The sequence below is a fragment of the Streptomyces sp. NBC_00829 genome (assembly GCF_045161795.1).
GTDB lineage: Bacteria > Actinomycetota > Actinomycetes > Streptomycetales > Streptomycetaceae > Streptomyces.
Genome location: NZ_CP108867.1, coordinates 4,204,055 through 4,224,862, shown reverse-complemented (window position 1 = coordinate 4,224,862; position 20,808 = coordinate 4,204,055). Strand labels below are relative to the sequence as shown.

The following is a 20,808-nucleotide window of genomic DNA, read 5'->3' as shown; positions in this document are numbered from 1 at the left end:
CCGCACCCTAGTTGGGGCTTCGGCGGGCGTCATCCGGATGGCTCAGCCGTCACTCGATGGAATGGCTGCGGGCAAAGGTGATGACGGTCCTCAGGGCCTAGAGGTTCACTCCCCCGCGGCCTTGCGTGCGATGTCCGTACGGTGCTGCGAGCCGTCGAGCCGGATACGGGCCACCGCGCGGTAGGCGCGCTCACGGGCCTGCGACAGGTCCTTCCCGGTCGCGGTGACCGAAAGGACCCGGCCGCCGGCGCTCACGATCGCGTCGCCGTCCTGCTTCGTACCGGCGTGCAGGACGTACGCGTCGGGCCCGTCCTGGGCCGCGACCTCGTCCAGGCCTTCGATCGCGTCGCCGGTGCGCGGGGTGTCCGGGTAGTTGTGCGAGGCCACGACCACGGTCACGGCGGCGTCGTCACGCCACTTCAGGGGCGGCTCGTCGCCGAGGGTGCCGCGGGCGGCGTTGAGCAGAACGCTCGCGAGGGGGGTCCGCAGCCGGGCCAGGACCACCTGGGTCTCCGGATCGCCGAACCGGGCGTTGAACTCGATGACGCGCACGCCGCGCGAGGTGATCGCAAGACCCGCGTAAAGGAGTCCGGAGAAGGGGGTGCCGCGTCGGCGCAGCTCGTCCACGGTGGGCTGGAGCACGGTCGCCATGACCTCGTCGACCAGCTTCGGGTCGGCCCACGGGAGCGGGGAGTACGCGCCCATGCCGCCGGTGTTGGGGCCGGCGTCGCCGTCGAGGGCCCGCTTGAAGTCCTGGGCGGGGGTCAGCGGAAGGACCGTCTCACCGTCCGTGATCGCGAAGAGGGAGACCTCGGGGCCGTCGAGGAACTCTTCGATGACGACACGTCCGCAGGCCAGCGCATGCGCGCGGGCGGTGGCGAGGTCGTCCGTGACGACGACGCCCTTGCCGGCCGCGAGGCCGTCGTCCTTGACGACGAAGGGGGCGCCGAAGGCGTCGAGGGCCTCGTCGATCTCCTCCGGGGTGGTGCAGACATAGCTGCGGGCCGTGGGCACGCCTGCCGCGGCCATCACGTCCTTGGCGAAGGCCTTGGAGCCCTCAAGCTCCGCCGCCTCCCTGGAGGGGCCGAAGCAGGGGATGCCCGCGGCCCGCACGGCGTCGGCGACCCCGGCGACGAGCGGCGCCTCGGGGCCGACGACGACGAGCTCGGCCGCCAGCTCGGTGGCGAGCCGCGCCACGGCCGCGCCGTCCAGCGCGTCGACCGGGTGCAGCTCGGCGACCTCACCGATGCCGGCGTTTCCGGGCGCGCAGTGCAGAGCGGTGACGTCGGGGTCGAGTGAGAGAGAGCGGCACAGGGCGTGTTCGCGGGCGCCGCCGCCGATGACGAGGACCTTCACGGCAGTCAGCCTAGCCGCAGGGGTGGCCGGATCCGTACGGGCCTCCGAAGGGAGGCCCGCTATTCGTTTGTGTATTCCTCCACAACGGTGGCGCCGAGCTCGCGCACGATCAGGTCGTGACCGGAGAGAGCGGAGTCGACGAGATCGGGATCGTCCTCCTCCGGCACGTCGTCCTCGGGGGCCACCGGGGGCGGGGTGTGGTCGGCTGCGCGCGGGGGCCCGGAGGCAAAGGCCCCGGCCGCCGGACCAGCGGGACCGGGGGCAGCTGAGGCGGGGTGGGAGGCGGCCGGGGCCGGGCGGGGCGGTGGGGCGGCCGGGGCCTGCGCGGCGGGGGCGGACGGGGCGCGGCCTCCACCGCCAAAGCCGCCACCACCCTGGCCTCCGGCGCCTCCCGGACCCCCGGGATAGCCCCCACCGCCGCCTGACGGGGGCTGGGCGCCGCCGGGGCCGCCCGCGCCGCCCGAGGGATCGACGATCGCCTCGACCTTCCACTGCACGTTGAACTGCTCGGAGAGCGCCTGCTTCAGCACCTCCTCGCTGCCGCTGCTCGCGAAGTTGTCGCGGGCGCCGGCATTGATGAAGCCGAGTTGGAGGGTGGTGCCGTCGAAGCCCGCCACCTGGGCGTTCTGGCTGAGGAGGATCCAGGTGAAGCGGCGGCGGTTCTTGACCGCCTCCAGGATGTCGGGCCACATGTTCCGCACCTGGACGGCGCCCTGGACCATGCCGGCGGAGGGCGCGGCAGGAGCGGGGGCCGGGGAGGCGGGTGTCGGTGCCTGGGGGGCAGGCGGGCGGCTGCCCTGTCCCGGGGCCGACGCGGTGGGCCATCCGCCGGGACGCCGTCCGGTCTCAGCGGCGGGGGACGCGCCCTCCGCGGAGAGCCCCGAGGCCGTCGCGGCCGCGGGCCAGGCGCCGGGGCGCTGTCCGGCCGGCTGCGCCCCGGCGTCGTGAGCGACGGGCTCCGGCGCGGGAGCGGGTGCCGGGGCGGGCGCTTCGGCGACGGGCCCCCGGGCCGCCGCGCGGGCCGCGGCCGGACCCGCGCCCTGCGGCACGTCCGGTGCGCCCGGCCCGGCCGATGTCATGGGTGCGTGGGCCTGGGCCTCGGGCCCGGGGACGTACCCCATCGCGGGCGCCGTGCCGCCGGTCGAGAAGGTCGCTCCCCTCTCCAGCCTGTCCAGCCGGGCCTGCAGGGACCGCTCGTCGTCGAAGGCGGCGGGCAGCAGCACCCGCGCGCAGATCAACTCCAGTTGGAGCCGGGGCGAGGTGGCGCCCCGCATCTCCGTGAGTCCCGTGTTGACCAGGTCCGCGGCACGGCTCAGCTCGGCGGCGCCGAAGACGGCGGCCTGCGCCTGCATCCGCTCGACCACGTCGGCGGGCGCGTCGATGAGGCCGGTCGTCCCCGCGTCCGGCACGGCGGCCAGGATCACCAGGTCCCGCAGCCGCTCCAGCAGGTCGGCGACAAAGCGCCGCGGGTCGTTGCCGCCCTCGATGACGGTGTTCACGACCTGGAAGGCCGCGGCCCCGTCGCCCGCCGCGAAGGCGTCCACGATCGAGTCGAGCAACGACCCGTCCGTGTATCCGAGGAGGGAGGTGGCCATGGCGTATGTCACACCATCCTCGGCCGCGCCCGCGAGCAACTGGTCCATGACGGACATGGAGTCACGCACGGACCCGCCGCCCGCCCGTACGACGAGGGGCAGCACGCCGTCCGCGACCGGGATGTCCTCCTTGCCGCAGACCTCGCCCAGATACTCGCGGAGCGTGCCCGGGGGCACCAGCCGGAAGGGGTAGTGGTGCGTACGCGACCGGATCGTGCCGATGACCTTCTCCGGCTCGGTGGTCGCAAAGATGAACTTGAGGTGCTCCGGCGGCTCCTCGACCACCTTCAGCAGGGCGTTGAAGCCCTGCGGGGTGACCATGTGGGCCTCGTCGATGATGTAGATCTTGTACCGACTGCTCGCCGGCCCGAAGAAGGCCTTCTCGCGGAGGTCACGGGCATCGTCGACACCACCGTGCGAGGCGGCGTCGATCTCGATGACATCGATCGACCCCGGTCCGTTCCTCTCGAGGTCGTGGCAGGACTGGCACTCGCCGCACGGCGTGGGCGTGGGCCCCTGCTCGCAGTTCAGGCAGCGGGCGAGGATGCGCGCGCTGGTCGTCTTTCCGCAGCCGCGGGGCCCGCTGAACAGGTACGCGTGATTGACCCGGTTGTTCCGCAGGGCCTGCTGCAGCGGGTCGGTGACATGCTCCTGCCCGATGACCTCAGCGAACGACTCGGGGCGATAGCGGCGGTAGAGCGCAAGGGACGACACGCCTACGAGGTTATCGGGGCCCACTGACAAGCGATGCCGCCCGGCGATACGGGACGGACTCCGGCACGGCCCTGCGGCACCGGGCCAGGCCCCCGGGAACGTAAGCGCCCCCCACGCACCCGCCAGAGCCGACCTACCCTTGCTGCCTTCCGGCCCTGGGGGAGTTCAGTCAGATAGCGCCACGTGAGGGGCTCCGCACAGGGTACCTGATGGCCGGGGCAGGAACGAGTTCGCGAGCACTCCTCAACGTCTTGTATTGTTTGCCGCGGAGGATTCGCCTAGTGGCCTAGGGCGCACGCTTGGAAAGCGTGTTGGGGGCAACCCCTCACGAGTTCGAATCTCGTATCCTCCGCCAGTGCCTCACCGGGCACGATGTTGAAGGGCCCCACCGCTTGCGGTGGGGCCCTTCAACGTTGTCCTCGTCCTGGTTTTTGTCCACAGGGGATGTTTCCGGTGTTCGTCGATGGCGTCGTCCTCGGCTCCCAGGACGAGGCGGTGTGCGACGTGGCGCATGCCCCACCGCTTGCGCCAGGGGCCAATCAAGCACGGTCAGGGCAGGCGCACCACTCGGCCGTCGCGGGCGCTGGACCGCGCGGCGTCCAGGACGGTGGCGGTGGCCACCGCGTCCCAGGGGTCGACGGGAACGGGTCCCTTACCGCGGACTGCGGCGGCGAAGGCTGCATAGAACAGGTCCCACCTGCCGCGGCTCGAGGCGACGGGCTCGGCGGTGTCTCCGCGCCGTACCCGGCCCCAGAGGTGTTCGGGCTCGGTACCCCAGCTGTCGCCCTCGGATTGCGGGGTCGCACCGGTCATCAGCGCGCTGTCCTGGCTGTCCCTGTGGTCGATGACGAACGTGCCTGTGGTCCCGGTGACGCGCAGGCTGGGTCCCGGGGCACCCTGCCGCCAGCTGCCCCACAGGTGGGACTGCACCCCGTTGCGGTGGGTCAGGGCCACGAAGACGTCGTCGTCGAGTCCGTCCTCGTCCTCGCGGTGGTGCATCTCCGCGTACACCCGCTCCACCGGGCCGGACAGCACCAGAGCCTGGTCGACCAGGTGGCTGCCGAAGTCGACGAGGGTGCCACCGCCCGCCGCAGGAGCACCTGCCTCGGGCCGGAAGACCTCGAACCGGGACTCGTAGCGGAGCACGGTGCCGATGTCGCCGCTGTCCACCAGCGCCCGCAGAGTGAGGAAGTCGGTGTCCCACCGGCGGTTCTGGTACACCGTCAGCGGACGGCCTTGCTTCTCCGCGAGCTCGACGGCCGCACGCGCCGAGGCCGCGTCGAGTGCGAATGGCTTGTCGCAGACGACGGCCAGGCCCAGTTCCAGTGCCTGCCGCACCAGAGGGATGTGCGTGGCGGCGGGTGTGGAGACGGCGACCGCCTCGGCTCCGGCGCGGGCCAGGTCCTCCAGGGAGTCGAAGGTCGGGCGGCTCATTTCCTGGGCGACCTGGGCTCGGCGCTCGGCCGAAGTGGTGACCACGCCCAGGAACTCGCATTCCGGGGCGGCGGCGAGCAGCGGGGCGTGGAAGACACGGCCGCCGAAGCCATAGCCGACCAGTCCGATGCGTACGGGGGTGTCCAAGGGATCTCCTCTGTCCTCTTCGTTCGGAGGAACGTGGTCGGTCTGCCGGGCCGGCATGTCAGTGTGCTTGCTCCCCTGGGCGCCGATGTGCGCGGTGGCCTCGGCCTCGATCAGTTCCCGCAGCAGCTAAACATAGGTACCTGGCGGGGGGAATCTTCTTGCCGGCTCCTCCACCCATGTCCCTGTGACCACGTTCCCGTCAACCATGAGATCCATGGTGAGAGGAGAGTCGGATTCAGGGAAGCATCCGGCAGGGACACGGGCGTCCCCCGCGATGCGCCATCCTGGTGTCCACGCAGACCGATTCCGGTCCGTGTCAGGAAACCAACGGTGCTCGTTCTCGTGAGGTGTCCCCATCGGTAAGTCCAGCGGATCAACACTGGCCGCCTGGCTGAGCGGTCTCGAAATCTCCCGGCTGGAGCGGGTCCTCGCCGCTCGCGCGGACGTTGTGATGCCACCGGAGCCACGATCCTTCGGTGAACTGGCGGATCGTCTCCAGCGCCCGGCGTCGGTGGCGCTCGTGCTGCCCGGGCTCGCGCTGCCGCACCTGCAGGTGGCCGAGGCGCTGGCGGCGCTGGGGCCGACGCCACGTGCGGCACTGGGGGATCTGCTGGGCGTGTCCGGAACGGTGAGCGCACGCGGGCTGGACGAGGCCCTCGGGACACTGGCCGATCGCGCGCTGGCCTGGCCGGACGACAAGGGACTGCTGCGTATGGCGGCACCGCTGCGGCAGGCATGGGAGACGCCGCTGGGACTGGACGCGCCGGTCGCCCAACTGCTGGCAGACATGACCTCCGAGGAACTGCGCCGCATGCTGGTGACCCTGGGTGTCCGGACGACCGGCAACACCAAACCGCAGCGGCTGACGGCCCTCGTATGTCACCACAGCGACCCGGAGCGGATCGCCGCCGTGGTGGCCCAGGCGCCTGCGGCCACCCGGGAACTGCTTGAGCGGCGAGCGAGCCTGGAGCCCGAACAACCCGAGGACCAGATGGAGTTCATCACCCTCGGCGTCGCACACACCGACTCCGGGCCGGGTGCGCGCTGGGCGCTGGAGCGGGGACTGCTGGTCCAGGACCGCCGCCGGTACGGAGCCACCCGTATGCCGGCCGAGGTGGCGCTCGCCCTGCGCGGGGCCGACTGGCACGCCCCGTTCGATCCCGTCCCGCCCCCTGTTCCTTCGACGCCCGTCACCTCGGCGGAGGTGGACCGGGACGCGGCGGCCGCGGCCACGGCGTTCGCCGCTCACGCCGCTTCGGTCCTTGCGGTGTGCTCCGCCTCTCCTCCGACCCGGCTGAAGTCCGGTGGGGTCGGGGCACGTGAGTTGTCGCGGATCGGCAAGGCGGCACAGTGCGACGACATCGTCGTACGTCTCGCTCTGGAGACGGCGTACGCCGCCGGGCTGATGGCCGCCCAGGACGGCAGCCGGGTCGCGGCGACGGAGGGCTACGACGCCTGGGCGGAGCGGGAACCGGCGGAGCAGCTCGCCGTGTTGCTGCAGGCGTGGCGGACCCTGCCGCTCACCCCGACCCAGGCCCGCGACGAAGACGGCAAGGTACAGCCCGCAATCGCCGGAACACCACCCTGCGAGGGGGTACGTAGCCGCCTCGGGCAGCCGCACCATACGCACCCTCAGCGAACTCGATCTCGACCCGCCCTACCTTTACGCTTGGTGCCACCTGCGCGACGACGAACGCGTCTTCACTCTCTCCCGCATTCACGGTGTCATGCCCGCGTAGACAAGGCACCACTACGATCTCCGGTCATGGACTGGCTGGAGCGGACCGCGAAGCTGAGGCAGTGGAGCAGAGGCGGGACCCGCGCTCCGCACAAGCCGCTGCTGTTCCTGTACGCCCTCGGCCGGTTCCAGCAGGATGCCGACGGCGAACTGCGGTACAGCGCGGTGGAGGAAGATCTCAAGCAACTGCTGGACGCGTACGGTCCGTCCAGCAGGACGACTCCCGCCTATCCGTTCCACCATCTGGTGAGCGACGGTGTGTGGGAGGTGCGCACCGACCATGGACCGGGCAGCCCCGGTAGCGGGGTGCGGGAGCTGCGAGCGGCGGGGGCCGCGGGGCGGCTGGCGCCGGCACTGCGGGCGGCGCTGCGGCGCGAGCCGTCGCTGCTCGGCCGGATGGCGCGGGTCCTGCTCGACCTGCACTTCCCGCCCTCCCTCCACGACGAACTGTGCGAATCCGTCGGCCTGAGGCTGGAGCCCGCGGAGACCGGACAGCTCTCGGCCGTGCGCAGGCAGCGGGATCCGCGGATGCGGGAGCTGGTCCTGACGGCCTACGAGTACCAGTGCGCCTTCTGCGGCTACGACGGCAGGATCGGCACGGTTCCGGTCGGGCTGGAGGCCGCGCACGTGCGCTGGTGGGCGTTCGATGGCCCGGACGACGTCGACAACGGCCTGTGTCTGTGTTCGCTGCACCACAAGCTCTTCGACAAGGGAGTCCTCGGCATCGGATGGGGGTCCCCCCGCTCGGGCGAAGCCGAGAGTGGGGGAGGTCACCGCATCCTGGTCTCACAGCGTTTCGTCGGCCGCAGTCCTGCCGCCCGGGAGCACGTCATAGCGCTCGCCGGCCGCCGGCTCATCGGACCTCAACCGGGTGCCCACCCCGTCGCGGCGGTCCACCGCTCCTGGCACACCAGCCAGGTCTTCCACGGCAGCCCACGTCCCGCCGCGGCCGCCTGATCGCCGAGTCGTCGGACACGCGATCCACGGTCAAGGAGTGCATCCCAGGTCCGGGCCGATGTCTTCCGAGTGCACCCCGGAACACCGGCGTTCACCGAGTCGGACTCGGCACGGCGACGGATACGGTGTGCGTCACACCGTGATGACGACCTTCCCCCGCGCCGAGCCCTCACTCAGGTACCGGATGGCCTCGGGGACCTCGCTCAGCGCGTACGTCCTGTCGATGGCGGGTGTCACCTCGCCCGCCTCGATCAGTTCCCTGAGCGCCTCCAGATCCTCCCGGCGCTCCGCCGAGAACAGCCCGCGCAGCCTCTGGCGTACGAACGGCGACAGCAGCAGCGCCCGCAGGACGCGATCCGTGCCGCCGAGCAGCCGGCCTCCGTTCTCGCCACCGACGATGACGAGCGTTCCTCGCGGGGCGAGGGCCCGGCGGAGATGGGAGAGGGAGCGGTTGCCGGCGGTGTCGAGGATGACGTCGTAGCGCTGCGGCCGGTCGGCGAAGTCCTCGCGTGTGTAGTCGATGACATCGTCCGCGCCGAGCGAGCGGACCAGGTCCGTCTTGGTCGTGCTGCACACACCGGTGACGTCCGCTCCGAATGCCTTGGCCAGCTGTACCGCGAACGTCCCCACCCCGCCCGCCGCGCCGATGACCAGGACCTTCTGGCCCGCCCGGACCCGGCCCGCGTCGCGCACGGCCTGGAGGGCGGTGACGCCGGAGACCGCGGTGGCGGCCTGTTCGAGGGTGAGGTTCGCGGGCTTCGGCGCAAATCTGTCCTCGGGGGCGCTGACGTACTCGGCGAAGGAGCCCTCGCAGAAGCCGAACACCTCGTCGCCCGGCCGGAATCGGGTCACTGCTCCGCCGACGGACTCGACGCGGCCCGCGACTTCTCTGCCGCGGACGGGGACCTTGGGGGCGCGGAGTCCGAATCCCATGAGGCGCAGGAGATACGGCCTGCCCGTCATGAGGTGCCAGACCCCCGCGTCGAGGCCGGCGGCACGCACCCGTACCAGGACCTCGCCCTCCCCGGCCTCGGGCCGCTCGATGTCCGCCAGTTCCAGCACGTCCGCGGAGCCGTATCTGTCCTGCACGACCGCCTTCATGGCGTCTCTCCTTCACTGGCCGGATACTGAAACACCTGGTCGAGCGGAACGCCGAACACCCGGGCGATCTGGAAGGCCATTTCGAGCGAGGGCGAGTAGCGGCCCTTCTCGATGGCGATGACGGTCTGGCGGGTCACGCCGATGCGGTCGGCCAGCTCCGCCTGCGTCATCTCTCCGTGGGCGAACCGGAGGGCTCGGATCGCGTTCGTGACCCTGGTCGGCTTCACCACGGCTGGAAGCCACACCGGTAGGCGGCGAGCTTGGCCGCGGACCCGAGGACCGCCGACAGGACAAACGCCAGGTAGATCGTGTTGGCGATCCAGAACTGGTCCACCTCGGCCATCGCCAGGCCGAGTGCCGCCATTCCTCCCAGGACGACGAACGACTGGCCGGTGTACTCGCCGAACCGGCCGATCTCCCGGTCTCGCTGGTCCTTCCTGTTGGCGTCCTTGGGCGCGGCGACCGCGATGACGATGTTGAGCGCGATCGAGACGACGATCGCGGCACCGACGGTCCACAGGAGCGTGGACACATAGGCCACGTCTGCGAGCGGGGTGCCGTCCGCCCGCCCGAGGACGATGGCGAGATAGGCCGCGTACGCGCCGACCGCGACCACCCCCATGATCCATGCGCGCTTCTCTTCGAACGTCACGTCCACTCCCCGCTTGTAAAAGAAACCTGACACGAGGAATGTAAGGCCGGGCGTACATGGAGTCAAGAATTCTGTACATGGGTGCCCGGAGAGAAGAGCGGGCAGGCCAGTACGGGTGGGCTCCCGGTCGTCGGGGTGCGCGGATCACCCGATGATGGAAGGACCCTCCAGCACTCGGAGCCGATCATGTCGAGCTGGCTTGTCAGGGACTACTCACCGGACGACCTCGAAGCGGTGGTCCGCGTCGACGCGGAGAGCGGTACGACCGGCGAGCCTGCCCTGTTCCGGCTGTCCGACGTCGTGGCCGCCCTCCAAGCCGGTCATCCGGCCGTGGTGGCCGTGGCGGGCGAGGTGACGGTCGGGGCGGCGGTGAGCCGCGGGGATGGCGACCGGGCGTGGATTCTGCGGATCTGTGTGCACCCCTCCTGGCGGCAGCAGGGGCTGGGAAGTGCCCTTCTCACCGCACTTGAGCAGCGACTGTTCGCCGGAGGTGTCCGTACGGTCCACGCGGTCCTGCCCGAGGGGGAGACCGGCGTCACCGCCCTGCGCAACTGCTCCTTCGAGGACCGCTCCGGCCTGGTCTTCTTCGAGAAACGCGCGCCCCTGACACCGCAGAGCGTGCTCTCCTCGCTCGGCGCGGAGCTGACTCCCGGGGGGCTGTGGCAGAAGGTCGCCGGCATGGAGCGGGAGAAGCGGCTCATCGAGCGCCGTCTGGTGCTTCCGCTGGCCCACCCCGAAATGGCCTCCGAGCACGGGGTGGAACCGCCGCGCGCGGTCATGCTGTTCGGCCCGCCCGGAACCGGCAAGAGCACCTTCGCGCACGCGATCGCCAGCCGCCTGTCGTGGCCCTTCCTGGAACTGTTCCCGGCGCGGCTTGCCGCCGAATACGGCCTGGCCACCGGGCTGAACCGGCGCTTCGACGAGATCGCCCAGCTCGACCACGTCCTCGTCTTCATCGACGAGGTCGAAGAGGTGGCGGGCGAACGCAACGGCGCGGACGCGACCGCGGTCGGCATCGTCAACGAGCTGCTCAAGGCGATCGTCCGCTTCCGGAGCAGGGACGGCAGGCTGCTCGTCTGCGCCACCAACAACGTCACCACCCTGGATCCGGCGTTCCTGCGGCACGGCCGTTTCGACTACGTGGTCCCCATCGGGCCTCCCGACGACACCGCCAGGGCCGCGCTGTGGAGGAGCTTCCTCGCGCGAACGGGCGCCGAGGCCGATGTCGCGGCACTCGTGTCCGCGAGCGAGGGGTTCACCCCCGCCGACATCGGCCATGCCGCGCGTACCGTCTCTCAGTCCGTGTTCGAGCGCACCTTCGACAGCGGCACCCGGGCCCGCCCGACCACGGACGACTATCTGCGGACGATCCGCGGTACCCAGGCAACCGTCAACCGGGCGATGGCGCAGGATTTCGCCGACCAGACGAAGCGGTTCGCCCGGATCTAGCACGGCGGGCACCACATCGACGGGCAGGACGTCGGTGGGCACCACACCCGACGGCAGGACGACCGGCCCGGGACCGCGGTCCCCGGTGTCACAACTCCCCAGCCCGACGGGTCAATCCAGTGACGAGCGACATCTGCCCGAGGGAGACTTGCCGACCATGACGCCCATCACCGCACCGCCCGCACGTGACCGGAAGCAGCGCAAGCAGGACACGCTCGACCGGCTGGAGGAGGAGATCGACGCCTGGGTCGCCACCGCCGACCCGGCGAGCGGCACCCCGTACATGGTGCCCCTGTCCTTCCTCTGGGACGGCAGCGCGCTGCTGTTCGCCACCCCGGCCGCCGGCCCAACGGGCCGCAATCTGCGCTCCGGCAGCACCGTGCGGCTCGGGATCGGGGCGACGCGGGACGTCGTGCTCGTCGAGGGTGACGTCGAGGCGCTCGCACCCGACGAACTCCCCGAGAAGACCGGTGACGCCTTCGCGGAGAAGACCGGCTTCGATCCGCGGCAGCTCACCAGCGGTTATCTGTACTTCCGGGTGCGCCCGCTGCGGATCCAGGCCTGGCGCGAGGCCAATGAGCTCGCAGGGCGCGAACTGCTGCGCGACGGCGAGTGGTTGGCATAGAGCGCCCGCCGAGATCCAGACTCCTGCTCAGGACCCGGCCGGCGGGGTGACACAGGGGGGCCGGCCCGGGACGGGGCGACACAGGAGGCCGGCCCGGGACGGGGCGACACACAGGGCCGACCCGAGGCGGACACTGCTGGCACATGTCCGAGGCGGGCCGGCCCCATACCGCCTCAGACGGAGACCGGGCGCTCGGCCTCGTGCAGCAGGCCCATCAGGGAGCTGCGGGCACGAGCCACCCGGGAGCGGACGGTGCCGACCGGGCAGCCGCTGACGAGAGCGGCCTCGGCATAGGGCAGCCCCAGCAACTGTGTGAGAACGAAGGCCTCCCGGCGCTCGTCGGGGAGCGTGGTGAGCAGTTCGGCCAGCGCGATGCCGTCGTCGAAGCCGGGGACATTGCGGGACTGGGCGCGCTCGGCGGCGGACTGCCAGTCGTCGGTGTCCGCGAGCCGGGGGCGCGCGGCGGTGCGGCGCAGGCTGTCGATCACCGCGCGCCGGGCTATGGAGAGCAGCCAGGTGCGGGCCGACGAACGGCCCTCGAATCGGTGCAGACTGCCGAGCGCCCTCAGGAAGGTGTCCTGGGTCAGATCGTCGGCGGCCTGCGGATCGGCACTGAGGTAGGCCACGTAGCGGCGGACGTCACGTTGCAGAGCACGGACGAAGCGTTCGACCGCCAGAGGGTCGCCGCCGCGTGCGGCGAGCGCCCAGGCGGTGATCGCCTCGTCGCCGGTACATCGCGTCATGCGCGGAACGGTCGAGGTCAGGGCAGGGTTCATTGCCTGATGTCCTTCTCGGAATCCGGGAATCCGGGCGCGCGCGAGCGCGGCTCCGGTGAGTCGTACGGCCACGCGCACGAGCGCGGCCGATGCCCGAGCGCCGGGGCGTGGGCCCCACGGCGGCAGCGGGAATCCTGCTGTCAGACGACAGCGGTCCCGACGGGCGGACCCCGAGTGGTGAGAGCGTGAACGAGCAGCAGCCGCCGGGGCGTTCGCGCTCCGCGGTGACGGCGGGCGGGGATGCGCGGTGGCCGGTGGGGCAGTGCGCAGGCGCGGACCGGCAGGCGCAGCGGCGCGGCGAACCATCCGGCGACCGCACGCAGAATCCGGAAGGCCGCCCGCTCCCCATGGGCGAGCCAGAGACCGCTGAGCAGGGCGGCCAGCAGGTGGGCGGCGAGCATTCCGGTCGACATGCCGCCGCCGGTCATCCCGTGGCCCACCGGTGCCATGGAGTCCATGGCACCGGTGTGGTGGTGCATCGGTACGGCGGGCAAGGGCGCGGACCGGGCCAGCGTGAAGGTGGTGTGCAGCCCCGCCTGCACGACCGTGGTGATCGCCACGACCGGCAGCGGAGCCCGCTCGTGTTCGGCCAGGCACCAGGCCGCGGCGCCGGTCACGGCCGCCCCTGCGGCCAGTGTCCGCCACGGCACGCCGGTCTCCGACATCAGCACATGGCCGAGGGCGGCGAGCAGCACACAGACGGCCGCGAACACCGCGGCCCGTATCGCACGCACACCCCGTCCAGCAGTCATGGCGGCCTCATCCTTGCATTTGGCTCGCGTACTTCAAGGGTGGGTACGGAAGTCCACGAGCCGGGCTCAAGGACGGGCGGGTGAATCAAGCCACAGAAATTCACGGGAACTTGAGAGCCCCTCCGTACGACTCCTGGCACGACCCGGGTGACCTCCCGGGCTGTGGACGGGGCTTGGGACGGTGACGCACCGGTGAACGCGGAGCAGAAGCAGGCGGCCTCGGCCGGGGCGGCGGCGCCGGGTGGTGAGAGCCGCCCGCAGGGCGCCCTGACGGCGCTGCTGACGTGTGCCATGGCGTTCTCGATGATGCAGCTGTTCCTGCTCGGGGCGCTGGGTCCGCGGCTCGTGGACGACCTGGATGTGTCGCCGACCGTGCTCGGCCTGACGACGACCACCGGCTTCGGGGCCGCGGCCGTGCTCTCCCCGGTCGGGGGGCGGGTGGTCGACCGGGTGGGGCCGCGCCGCTGTCTGGTCGCGCTGCTGCTCGTCTCCGCCCTGGCACTGGCGCTGATCGGATCGGCGCCCGGCACCGGGTTGCTTCTGGCGGCGGTCGCGCTCGGCGGGCTGCCGCAGGCGCTGGCCAACCCGGCCACCAACAAGGCGATCCTGGCCACGGTGGCGCCCGCGCGGCGCGGGTCGGTGACCGGGATGAAGCAGTCGGGCGTTCAGCTCGGGGCGTTCGCCGCCGGGCTGCCGCTCGCGGCGCTCGCCGGGGTCGCCGGCTGGCGGGGCGCGGTGTGGACGGCGGCGGGGGCGGCGGTGGTCGCGGCGGTGTGGGCGGCGCGGGTGCTGCCCACGGACCCCGACGGACCCCGGGCCGTCCCGGCAGCCGTTCTGCCCGGCGCGGGACCGGCAGCGCGCACAGGGTCGGGGGCCGGACCTGGTGGGCCGGGGCCGTCGCGGGCCGGGGCCGGGGTTCGCTCGGCTCTGGTGCCGCGAGGGGCGATCGCCTGGCTCGCCGCCTTCTCGCTCCTGCTCGGCAGCGGGATCGCCTCGGTCAACACATATCTCGCCCTCTACGGCACTCAGCGGCTCGGACTCGGACCGACGGCCGCCGCGGCGCTCGTCGCCGTCCTGGGCGTCGCGGGCGTCGGCGGACGGGTCGGCTGGTCGAAGGTGGCCGGGCAGCCCGGCCGTGCGCTCCGGCTGCCCGGCCTGCTCGCCGCCGGAGCCGTCGGGGCGGCGCTGCTGCTGGCGGGCGCGTCCTTCGCCCACCCGCTGGCCTGGGTCGCCGCGGTCGCCGTCGGTGTGTTCGCGGTCTCGGCCAACGCGGTGTCCATGGTCCTCGTCATGCAGCGCGCCGCCCCCGGGCGGGCCGGGCAGGACTCGGCACTCGTCTCCGCCGGATTCTTCGCCGGATTCGCCGTCGGGCCACCGCTGTTCGGCCTGCTGGCCGAGTCCGGCCGCTACGGAACCGGGTGGCTGCTGGTCGCCGCCGAGTTCGCGGGCGCGTGCGGGGTGGCGGTCTGGTGGGCCGTGCGGGACGGGGGCGAGGCGCGGCGATGAGCACACCCGAGTGGGCCGGACCTGGAGGGGCCGGACGCAAGTGGGCCGGACGCGAAGAGACCGGACGCGAAGAGGCCGCACCCGAGTGGGCCGCGCCGGCTCTCGCCGCAATGCTCGGCCGCGTCGCCGCCGTACGGGCCGAAGTCGGCGAACGCTTCCCGCTCTTCGCGGATCCGGCCGACGGCCGCTGGACGACCACCCGGCGCGGCTCCTGGACCGGCGGATTCTGGGCGGGACTGCTGTGGCTGCGGGCCCGGCACACAGGCGAGGCGTCCGACCGGCAGGCCGCTGCCGCGTGCACCGCGCGCCTCGCCGACTGGGTGGACACGGACACCGCGGCCCGGGGACTGATCCTCTGGTACGGGACCGTCCTCGCCGACGACGAAGCCGCGCGACGGCTGCGCGACCGGGCCGCCCACGCCTGTCTCAAGGCCTTCGACCCCGAACTGGGCCTCGTCCCCTGGGGCTCGGCCTTCGGGGGCCCCCGGCTCGTGGCCCGCCCGGACGCGGTGCCGGGAATGGTGCCGCTGCTGGCGGTGGCGGACGCCGAGGCGGCCGAGAGCCATCTGTGGACGCATCTCGAACTGTGCCGGGGGAACGGAGCGATGCGCCACGACCCGTCGACGGGCTGGGTCGCCCACCCCGATCCGACGCCGGGCTGGAGCCGTGGGCGGGCATGGCTGCTGCTCGCGGTGGCGGAGGCGGCGGGGCGGCTGGACGCGGCGGAGCTGCGGGACCTCACCGGGGAACTGACCCATCCGCTGCCGGTCCCACCGGCGGACGACGCCGATCCCGACGGCCCCCTCGACACCTCGGCGGCGGCGATCACGGCGGTCGCCCTGCTCGAACTGGGCCGCCGACAGGAGGCGGTCGCGGTGCTGGAGGAGCTCGTACGGGTCCATCTGGCCGAGGACGGGGGGTTGCGGGAGGGGTGTTACGACCGGGTTCAGGGTGTGGCGGTACGGAACGAACTGGTGTGGGGGGACTACTTCTTGGCGGTGGGGTTGGCGGAGCTGACGGGGCTGGTGACGCGCTAGCCGGGAGTCCCCCCGAGACCTCCTCCCGGGGCGGCGCCCCGCGCCCCTCGATGGCCCAAGAGACTTGATCGCGCCGCGGGGCCCGCGCGCCTAAAGAGCCCGCGCGCCTAAAGAGCCCGCGCGCCTAAAGAGCCCGCGCGCCTAAAGGGCCTGTGCGCCTGACTAAGGGGTCCGGCGCGCAGCCCCGCTCGGCGGAAGAGGAGGGGTGGGGAAAAGCACCCGGCGAGCCACCGACGACACATGCAGCTCGTCCGGCCCGTCCAGAATCCTCGCCGTCCGACCCGTCCGGAACAGCCCCGGCAGTGCCGTGTCCGGACCCAGCCCCGCCGCCCCGTGGACCTGGATCGCCGCGTCCGTCACCTCCTGCAGCATCCGCGCCGCCGCGACCTTGGCCAGGCCCACCTCCACATGCGCGTCGCGGCCCGCGTCGAGCCGTGCCACCGCCTCGTACACCAGCGGACGGGTCGTCCGCAGTGCGAGGAGCGCATCGAACAGGTGGCGCTGGACCAGCTGGAGGTCGCCGAGCGGGCCGCGGGAGCGGGTGCGGGTCAGCGCGCGGTCGCGCATCAGGTCGAAGGCGCGCCGGGCCTGGCCGAGCCACCGCAGGCAGCGCAGTGTGCGGCCGAGTTGCAGCCGCTCGCCCGCGATCGTCAGCGCCTCGCCGGGCCGGCCGATCAGATGGTCACCGGGGACGGGCACGTCGTCGAGGGCGATCTCCCACTGGCCGCCCGCGCCCAGCACGGGCAGTTCGCGCACCACCCGGAAGCCGGGCGAGTCCGTGCGGACGAGCAGCAGGGAGAGTCCCCCGCGGTCCGGGGGCGCGCCGCCGGTGCGGGCGAGGACGGTGACCAGGTCGGCGTCGGCCGCCCCGGTCGTGAACCACTTGCGGCCGCTCACCCTCCAGCTGCCGTCCGGTGCGGACCGGGCACGGGTCTCGGTGAGGAAGGGGTCGGTGCCGGGGACGTCGGGTTCGGTCATCGCGTACGAGCTGCGCAGTTCCCCCGAGGCAAGCCGCTCCGGGTAGAGCGCGCGCACCCGGGCGCTGCCCTGCCCGCGCAGCATGAGGACGTCCAGCAGGGAGGCGGAGCCGAGCGCGGCCGGCCCGTGGTCGCTGGCGCCCTCGGCCTCGGCGATATGCGCATAGCGGCGCAGGGGCAGTCCCTGGCCGCCGAGTTCGGCGGGGAGCGGCAGCGCCCACAGGCCCTGGTCCTTCGCCTGTCGCCCAAGCTCGCGCAGTACGGCGGACGCATCCGGGCCGCCGCAGTCGAGCACCGGCTCCTGCGGCATCACCCGGTCGCGTACGAAGTGGGCAACGCGGTCTCTCAACTCGACCGTGTCCGCCGGACATTCGGGAAGTCCGGTCGTCACCGGCACCTCTGGCTGCACCACTTTCCTCCGGCCTTCCGGGAACCCATGGGAACGACTGTCCGACTGCCTGTCACACGGAACTGGTCGGGCGCGACGGCTCCCAGGTTCCCACCGCTTCGGAAAGCGGATCGGACGAGCATCGAAAGAGGAGAGGCATGGCATCACCAGCCACCACGCGGACGGTCCGGCCGCTGGACGGTCTGCGGGCGCAGACCTCGGGGCCACCCGGCCCCGGCGCGGGACTCGTGGCGGAGCACCTGCGGCTGCTGGGTGCCGCTACGGATCACCGGGGCGGGTCCCACATCGCCGTCGACGGGGCCGGGTTCGAGACGCTCGCCGCCGACGCCCGCTGGGCGGCGACGGCGCGCGATGTCACGGACGAGGCGACCGTGCAGGCCGCGACCGGGATCATGGCGGTGCACGGGAGGCGGGACGGCGGCCCGCGCGGGATCGCGGCGGACTACGCCTCCACCGCCACCGCGGTCCTGACCGTGCAGGGCGTGCTCGCTGGACTGCTGGCGCAGGCGCGCGGCGGCCGGGTCGCCCAGGTGTCGACGAGTGCGGACCGGGCCGGGCTGCTGGCCGTGTCGCAGTACCTTGCCGCGGCCGGGGCCGACGAGGGCGAGGCCGCCGAACTCTCCCCGGGCGGACCGCCCTTCACCTCCTCGGACGGGACCGTCTTCGAGCTGGAAACCCTCGATCCGGGGGCGTGGGCCGCGTTCTGGCGCGCGCTCGACGCACCGGAGACGCCGATACGGGCAGGCTGGCGGCCCTTCCAGTTCCGGTACGCGACCGCCTGCGCGCCCTTCCCCGAGGCGCTGCACCGTACGGCGGGCGGCTGTTCCTGGGAACGGATCCGGTACGCGGCGAAGACGTCCGGGGCCGAAGTGTGCGCCCTGCGTTCCCTGGCCGACCGAGGCATCCCGGAGGCTCCGCCGTGGACGCTGGCCGCGCACCCGGCGGCGTACGCGACAGGCGGCGCCCCGGCCGGCCTGCCGCTCGCCGGGCTGACGGTCCTGGAGGCCGGACGCCGTATCCAGGCGCCACTCGCCGCCCATCTGCTGGGGCTCCTGGGGGCGGACGTCGTGCGGATCGAGCCGCCGGGCGGCGACCCGCTGCGCGGTATGCCCCCCGCCTGCTCAGGGCTCTCGGCACGCTGGCTTGCTCTCAACCGGGGCAAACGGGCCGTCGAGGTGGACATCAAGGCCGAGAGCGACCGGCGGCGGCTGCGTGAGATGGCGGCCGGGGCGGATGTGTTCCTGCACAACTGGGCCCCGGGGAAGGCCGCCGAACTCGGCCTCGACCACGAACACCTGGCCGCGGCGAACCCCGCGCTCGTCTACGCGTACACCAGCGGCTGGGCCGGACGGCTGTCCGACGCCCCCATGGGCACCGACTTCATGGTCCAGGCCCGTACCGGCGTCGGCGAGGCCGTACGGCCCGAAGGGGAGCCGCCCGCGCCGTCGCTGATGACCCTGCTCGATGTACTCGGGGGGCTGCTCGGCGCCGAGGCGGTGCTGGCCGGACTGGTGCTGCGGGAGCGCACGGGCCACGGCGTGCGGGTGGACTCTTCTCTGCTGGGCGCGGCGGACGTCCTGACCGCGCCCGCCCGCGGGCGGGCCGCAGAGGGTCTCCCCCCACGCCGGCCCGCCGGATTCCGCCGCCCGCTGCCCACCGCCGACGGCTGGATCGCGCCCAGCGACTCGTGCGCGGGCGCTGCCGCCGCGTACGACCTGCGTGAGCTGGGCACCGAGGACGCCCTCGCCCAGTTGCGCACCCACGGACTGGCCGCGACCGCGGTCACAGCCGACCTGACGGAGCTGCACCACGACCCGCGCCTCGCCGGCTCGATCGGCCGGGACGCGCACGGGGCCCCTGCCGTTCCCGACCCCTGGAGCTTCCTGTGACCGTCGCCCTGCACGATCTGCTGCCCGCCGAGCTGCGCCGCTCCTGGACCGCCGACGGAACCTGCCCCGATCTCGACGTCTACAGCCTCTACCGGGCCCGCCAGATCGCGGATCTGCATCGCACGGCGGTCATCGATGCCAAGGGGAAGCTCTGTTACACGGCCCTGGACCGCAAAGTGCGATGTCTGGCCGCCGGCCTCACCGCCCTGGGGACAGGGCCCGGCGATGTGGTCGGCGTCCAGCTCCCCGATGGCCGCAACGCCGTGATCGCCGATCTCGCGCTGGCCGCGATCGGCGCCGTCTCGCTGCCGTTCCCGGTCGGCCGGGGCGGGCGCGAGGCAGCCTCGCTGCTGCGCAGATCCGAGGCGGTCGCCGTGATCGCCGCCATCGACCACCGGGGGAGCCGGCACGCCGCCGAGCTGCTCGCCATCGCGGCTGAACTGCCCGCTCTGCGCACGGTGATCGCCGCAGGCACCGGTCGGGCGCCCGAGGGTTCCCTACCGCTGTCGCAGCTCCTGCGCACCGACCCGAGCGCCTTCGTGCCCAACCGCCCCGACCCCGAGTCCGCCGTGCGCATCCTGGTCACCTCGGGCTCCGAGGCCGAGCCGAAGATGATCGCCTACTCCCACAACGCGCTGGCCGGGGGCCGCGGCAACTTCCTGGCGTCGCTGCTGAAGGACGGGCAGCCGCCTCGCTGTCTCTTCCTCGTCCCGCTTGCCTCGGCCTTCGGCAGCAACGGCACCGCTGTAGCGCTCGCCCGGCACGGCGGAACCCTGGTGCTGCTCGACCACTTCACGCCCGCGGCGGCGCTGGACGCGATCGCCGAGCACGAGCCGACGCATGTGCTGGGCGTGCCGACGATGATCCGGATGCTCCTCGACGAACTGGCCGAACGGCCCCGCGAACTCCCCGCGCCCACCGCGCTGGTACTGGGCGGCTCGGTCCTCGACACGGCCACGGCCGAGGAGGCGCGCCGCGTCTTCGGCTGCCCGGTCGTCAACCTGTACGGGTCCGCGGACGGCGTCAACTGCCATACGGGTCTCGACGGCACGGGTCCGCACGACACGAGGCCCGGGGTGTTCGCCGGGCACCCGGACCCGCGCGTCGCGGACATCCGGATCGCCGTCCCCGGCACGCCCGGGATGGAGGAGGCGCCCGCGGGCTCCGTCGGCGAGATCGTCGCCCGGGGCCCGATGACACCGCTCTGCTACGTGGGCGCGCCCGAGCTCGACGCCCGCTACCGCACGGCCGACGGCTGGGTGCGCACCGGGGATCTGGGGCTCCTGGAGGAGGACGGCTCGCTGCGGGTCGTGGGCCGGCTCAAGGACGTCGTCATCCGCGGCGGCGCCAACATCAGCCCCGCCGAGGTCGAGATCGAACTGGCCGCGCATCCGGGGATACGGGACGTGGTGTGCGTCGGCGTGCCCGATCCGCTGATGGGCGAGCGGCTCGCGGCGTGCGTGGTGGCCCGCGACGGGCACGCGCCGGAACTCGACGACCTGTGCGCGCATCTCAACGCGCGGGGACTGGAACGGCGCAAGCACCCGGAGCGGTTGCTCGTGGTCCCGGAGGTCCCGCTCACGCCCGCGGGAAAGCCGGACCGGGCGGCGCTGCGGGCGCGGGCGGTCTGAGCCCGATTCCCTCATCGGCCGCCGGACGGGGCAGAACCTCACCGTCCGGCGGCCGGGGGCCGG

The 20,808-nt window shown here is 72.8% G+C and carries 16 protein-coding genes, 1 tRNA gene and 1 other RNA gene; 8 read left to right on the top strand and 10 right to left on the bottom strand.

The window, feature by feature from the left end; genetic code table 11:
* Positions 1–105: 105 nt before the first annotated feature.
* From purD to ffs, 3 genes are all read right to left on the bottom strand, one after another.
* A complete protein-coding gene (gene purD, locus OG293_RS18505; RefSeq protein ID WP_405999889.1) occupies positions 106–1,356 on the bottom strand; it encodes a phosphoribosylamine--glycine ligase in 1,251 nt (416 codons plus the stop codon).
* Between the two features lie 59 nt (positions 1,357–1,415).
* Positions 1,416–3,665 (bottom strand): DNA polymerase III subunit gamma and tau, encoded by a 2,250-nt coding sequence (locus OG293_RS18500; RefSeq protein ID WP_405999888.1) that lies wholly within the window; start codon positions 3,663–3,665, stop codon positions 1,416–1,418.
* A 97-nt stretch (positions 3,666–3,762) separates the two neighbouring features.
* Positions 3,763–3,861: signal recognition particle sRNA small type (gene ffs / locus OG293_RS18495), an RNA gene on the bottom strand.
* Between the two features lie 71 nt (positions 3,862–3,932).
* Here ffs and OG293_RS18490 point away from each other — a divergent pair.
* Positions 3,933–4,020, top strand: a tRNA-Ser gene (locus tag OG293_RS18490).
* Positions 4,021–4,214: 194 nt separating this feature from the next.
* On the opposite strand, the gene OG293_RS18485 is transcribed toward OG293_RS18490, so the two are convergent.
* Positions 4,215–5,246 carry a Gfo/Idh/MocA family protein gene (locus tag OG293_RS18485; RefSeq protein ID WP_405999887.1) on the bottom strand — a complete coding sequence of 344 codons (1,032 nt, stop codon included), beginning with the start codon at positions 5,244–5,246 and terminating at the stop codon, positions 4,215–4,217.
* A gap of 1,765 nt (positions 5,247–7,011) precedes the next feature.
* Between OG293_RS18485 and OG293_RS18480 the strand changes: the two genes are divergently transcribed.
* Positions 7,012–7,941, top strand: coding sequence for a phosphorothioated DNA-binding restriction endonuclease (locus OG293_RS18480; protein ID WP_406003638.1), 930 nt, complete (start codon positions 7,012–7,014; stop codon positions 7,939–7,941).
* A 132-nt stretch (positions 7,942–8,073) separates the two neighbouring features.
* Here OG293_RS18480 and OG293_RS18475 read toward each other — a convergent pair whose 3' ends face one another.
* From OG293_RS18475 to OG293_RS18465, 3 genes are read right to left on the bottom strand one after another with little or no spacing between them, the layout of a single operon-like run.
* Positions 8,074–9,042, bottom strand: a complete 969-nt coding sequence (locus OG293_RS18475; protein WP_405999886.1) for an NAD(P)-dependent alcohol dehydrogenase — start codon at positions 9,040–9,042, stop codon at positions 8,074–8,076.
* On the bottom strand, positions 9,039–9,269 hold the full coding sequence (locus tag OG293_RS18470; protein WP_406003637.1) for a helix-turn-helix transcriptional regulator: 231 nt from the start codon (positions 9,267–9,269) through the stop codon (positions 9,039–9,041). The genes OG293_RS18475 and OG293_RS18470 overlap by 4 nt, the downstream gene beginning before the upstream one ends.
* Positions 9,266–9,694 (bottom strand): hypothetical protein, encoded by a 429-nt coding sequence (locus OG293_RS18465; RefSeq protein WP_405999885.1) that lies wholly within the window; start codon positions 9,692–9,694, stop codon positions 9,266–9,268. Before OG293_RS18465 ends, OG293_RS18470 begins: the two co-directional genes overlap by 4 nt.
* 186 nt (positions 9,695–9,880) lie before the next feature.
* Between OG293_RS18465 and OG293_RS18460 the strand changes: the two genes are divergently transcribed.
* Together OG293_RS18460 and OG293_RS18455 are read left to right on the top strand one after the other, a co-directional pair.
* On the top strand, positions 9,881–11,143 hold the full coding sequence (locus OG293_RS18460) for an ATP-binding protein (RefSeq protein WP_405999884.1): 1,263 nt from the start codon (positions 9,881–9,883) through the stop codon (positions 11,141–11,143).
* Between the two features lie 166 nt (positions 11,144–11,309).
* Positions 11,310–11,768, top strand: coding sequence for a pyridoxamine 5'-phosphate oxidase family protein (locus OG293_RS18455; protein ID WP_406003636.1), 459 nt, complete (start codon positions 11,310–11,312; stop codon positions 11,766–11,768).
* Between the two features lie 173 nt (positions 11,769–11,941).
* Here OG293_RS18455 and OG293_RS18450 read toward each other — a convergent pair whose 3' ends face one another.
* Both OG293_RS18450 and OG293_RS18445 read right to left on the bottom strand, forming a co-directional pair.
* Positions 11,942–12,511, bottom strand: a complete 570-nt coding sequence (locus OG293_RS18450) for a sigma-70 family RNA polymerase sigma factor (RefSeq protein ID WP_405999883.1) — start codon at positions 12,509–12,511, stop codon at positions 11,942–11,944.
* A 173-nt stretch (positions 12,512–12,684) separates the two neighbouring features.
* The gene (locus tag OG293_RS18445; RefSeq protein ID WP_405999882.1) at positions 12,685–13,296 is read right to left on the bottom strand and encodes a hypothetical protein; all 612 of its coding nucleotides are present in this window, start codon (positions 13,294–13,296) and stop codon (positions 12,685–12,687) included.
* Between the two features lie 192 nt (positions 13,297–13,488).
* Here OG293_RS18445 and OG293_RS18440 point away from each other — a divergent pair, with 192 nt between their 5' ends.
* Positions 13,489–14,802 (top strand): MFS transporter, encoded by a 1,314-nt coding sequence (locus tag OG293_RS18440; protein WP_405999881.1) that lies wholly within the window; start codon positions 13,489–13,491, stop codon positions 14,800–14,802.
* Positions 14,799–15,839: a sugar ABC transporter permease gene (locus OG293_RS18435; protein WP_405999880.1), complete on the top strand. Its 1,041-nt coding sequence runs from the start codon at positions 14,799–14,801 to the stop codon at positions 15,837–15,839. The genes OG293_RS18440 and OG293_RS18435 overlap by 4 nt, the downstream gene beginning before the upstream one ends.
* Positions 15,840–16,001: 162 nt before the next feature.
* Here OG293_RS18435 and OG293_RS18430 read toward each other — a convergent pair whose 3' ends face one another.
* Complete coding sequence (locus OG293_RS18430) at positions 16,002–17,207, bottom strand: acyl-CoA dehydrogenase family protein (protein ID WP_405999879.1); 1,206 nt, start codon at positions 17,205–17,207, stop codon at positions 16,002–16,004.
* A gap of 155 nt (positions 17,208–17,362) precedes the next feature.
* Between OG293_RS18430 and OG293_RS18425 the strand changes: the two genes are divergently transcribed.
* Both OG293_RS18425 and OG293_RS18420 read left to right on the top strand, forming a co-directional pair.
* Positions 17,363–19,114 carry a CoA transferase gene (locus tag OG293_RS18425; RefSeq protein WP_405999878.1) on the top strand — a complete coding sequence of 584 codons (1,752 nt, stop codon included), beginning with the start codon at positions 17,363–17,365 and terminating at the stop codon, positions 19,112–19,114.
* A complete protein-coding gene (locus tag OG293_RS18420) occupies positions 19,111–20,745 on the top strand; it encodes a class I adenylate-forming enzyme family protein (protein WP_405999877.1) in 1,635 nt (544 codons plus the stop codon). The genes OG293_RS18425 and OG293_RS18420 overlap by 4 nt, the downstream gene beginning before the upstream one ends.
* Positions 20,746–20,808: the final 63 nt, after the last annotated feature.

Bases quoted from the DNA above. Each gene is read 5' to 3' on its own strand.
- OG293_RS18425 (WP_405999878.1), top strand. From the start codon at position 17,363: ATGGCATCACCAGCCACCACGCGGACGGTCCGGCCGCTGGACGGTCTG.
- OG293_RS18480 (WP_406003638.1), top strand. From the start codon at position 7,012: ATGGACTGGCTGGAGCGGACCGCGAAGCTGAGGCAGTGGAGCAGAGGC.
- OG293_RS18460 (WP_405999884.1), top strand. From the start codon at position 9,881: ATGTCGAGCTGGCTTGTCAGGGACTACTCACCGGACGACCTCGAAGCG.
- OG293_RS18475 (WP_405999886.1), bottom strand. From the start codon at position 9,042: ATGAAGGCGGTCGTGCAGGACAGATACGGCTCCGCGGACGTGCTGGAA.
- OG293_RS18450 (WP_405999883.1), bottom strand. From the start codon at position 12,511: ATGACGCGATGTACCGGCGACGAGGCGATCACCGCCTGGGCGCTCGCC.
- OG293_RS18435 (WP_405999880.1), top strand. From the start codon at position 14,799: ATGAGCACACCCGAGTGGGCCGGACCTGGAGGGGCCGGACGCAAGTGG.
- OG293_RS18445 (WP_405999882.1), bottom strand. From the start codon at position 13,296: ATGACTGCTGGACGGGGTGTGCGTGCGATACGGGCCGCGGTGTTCGCG.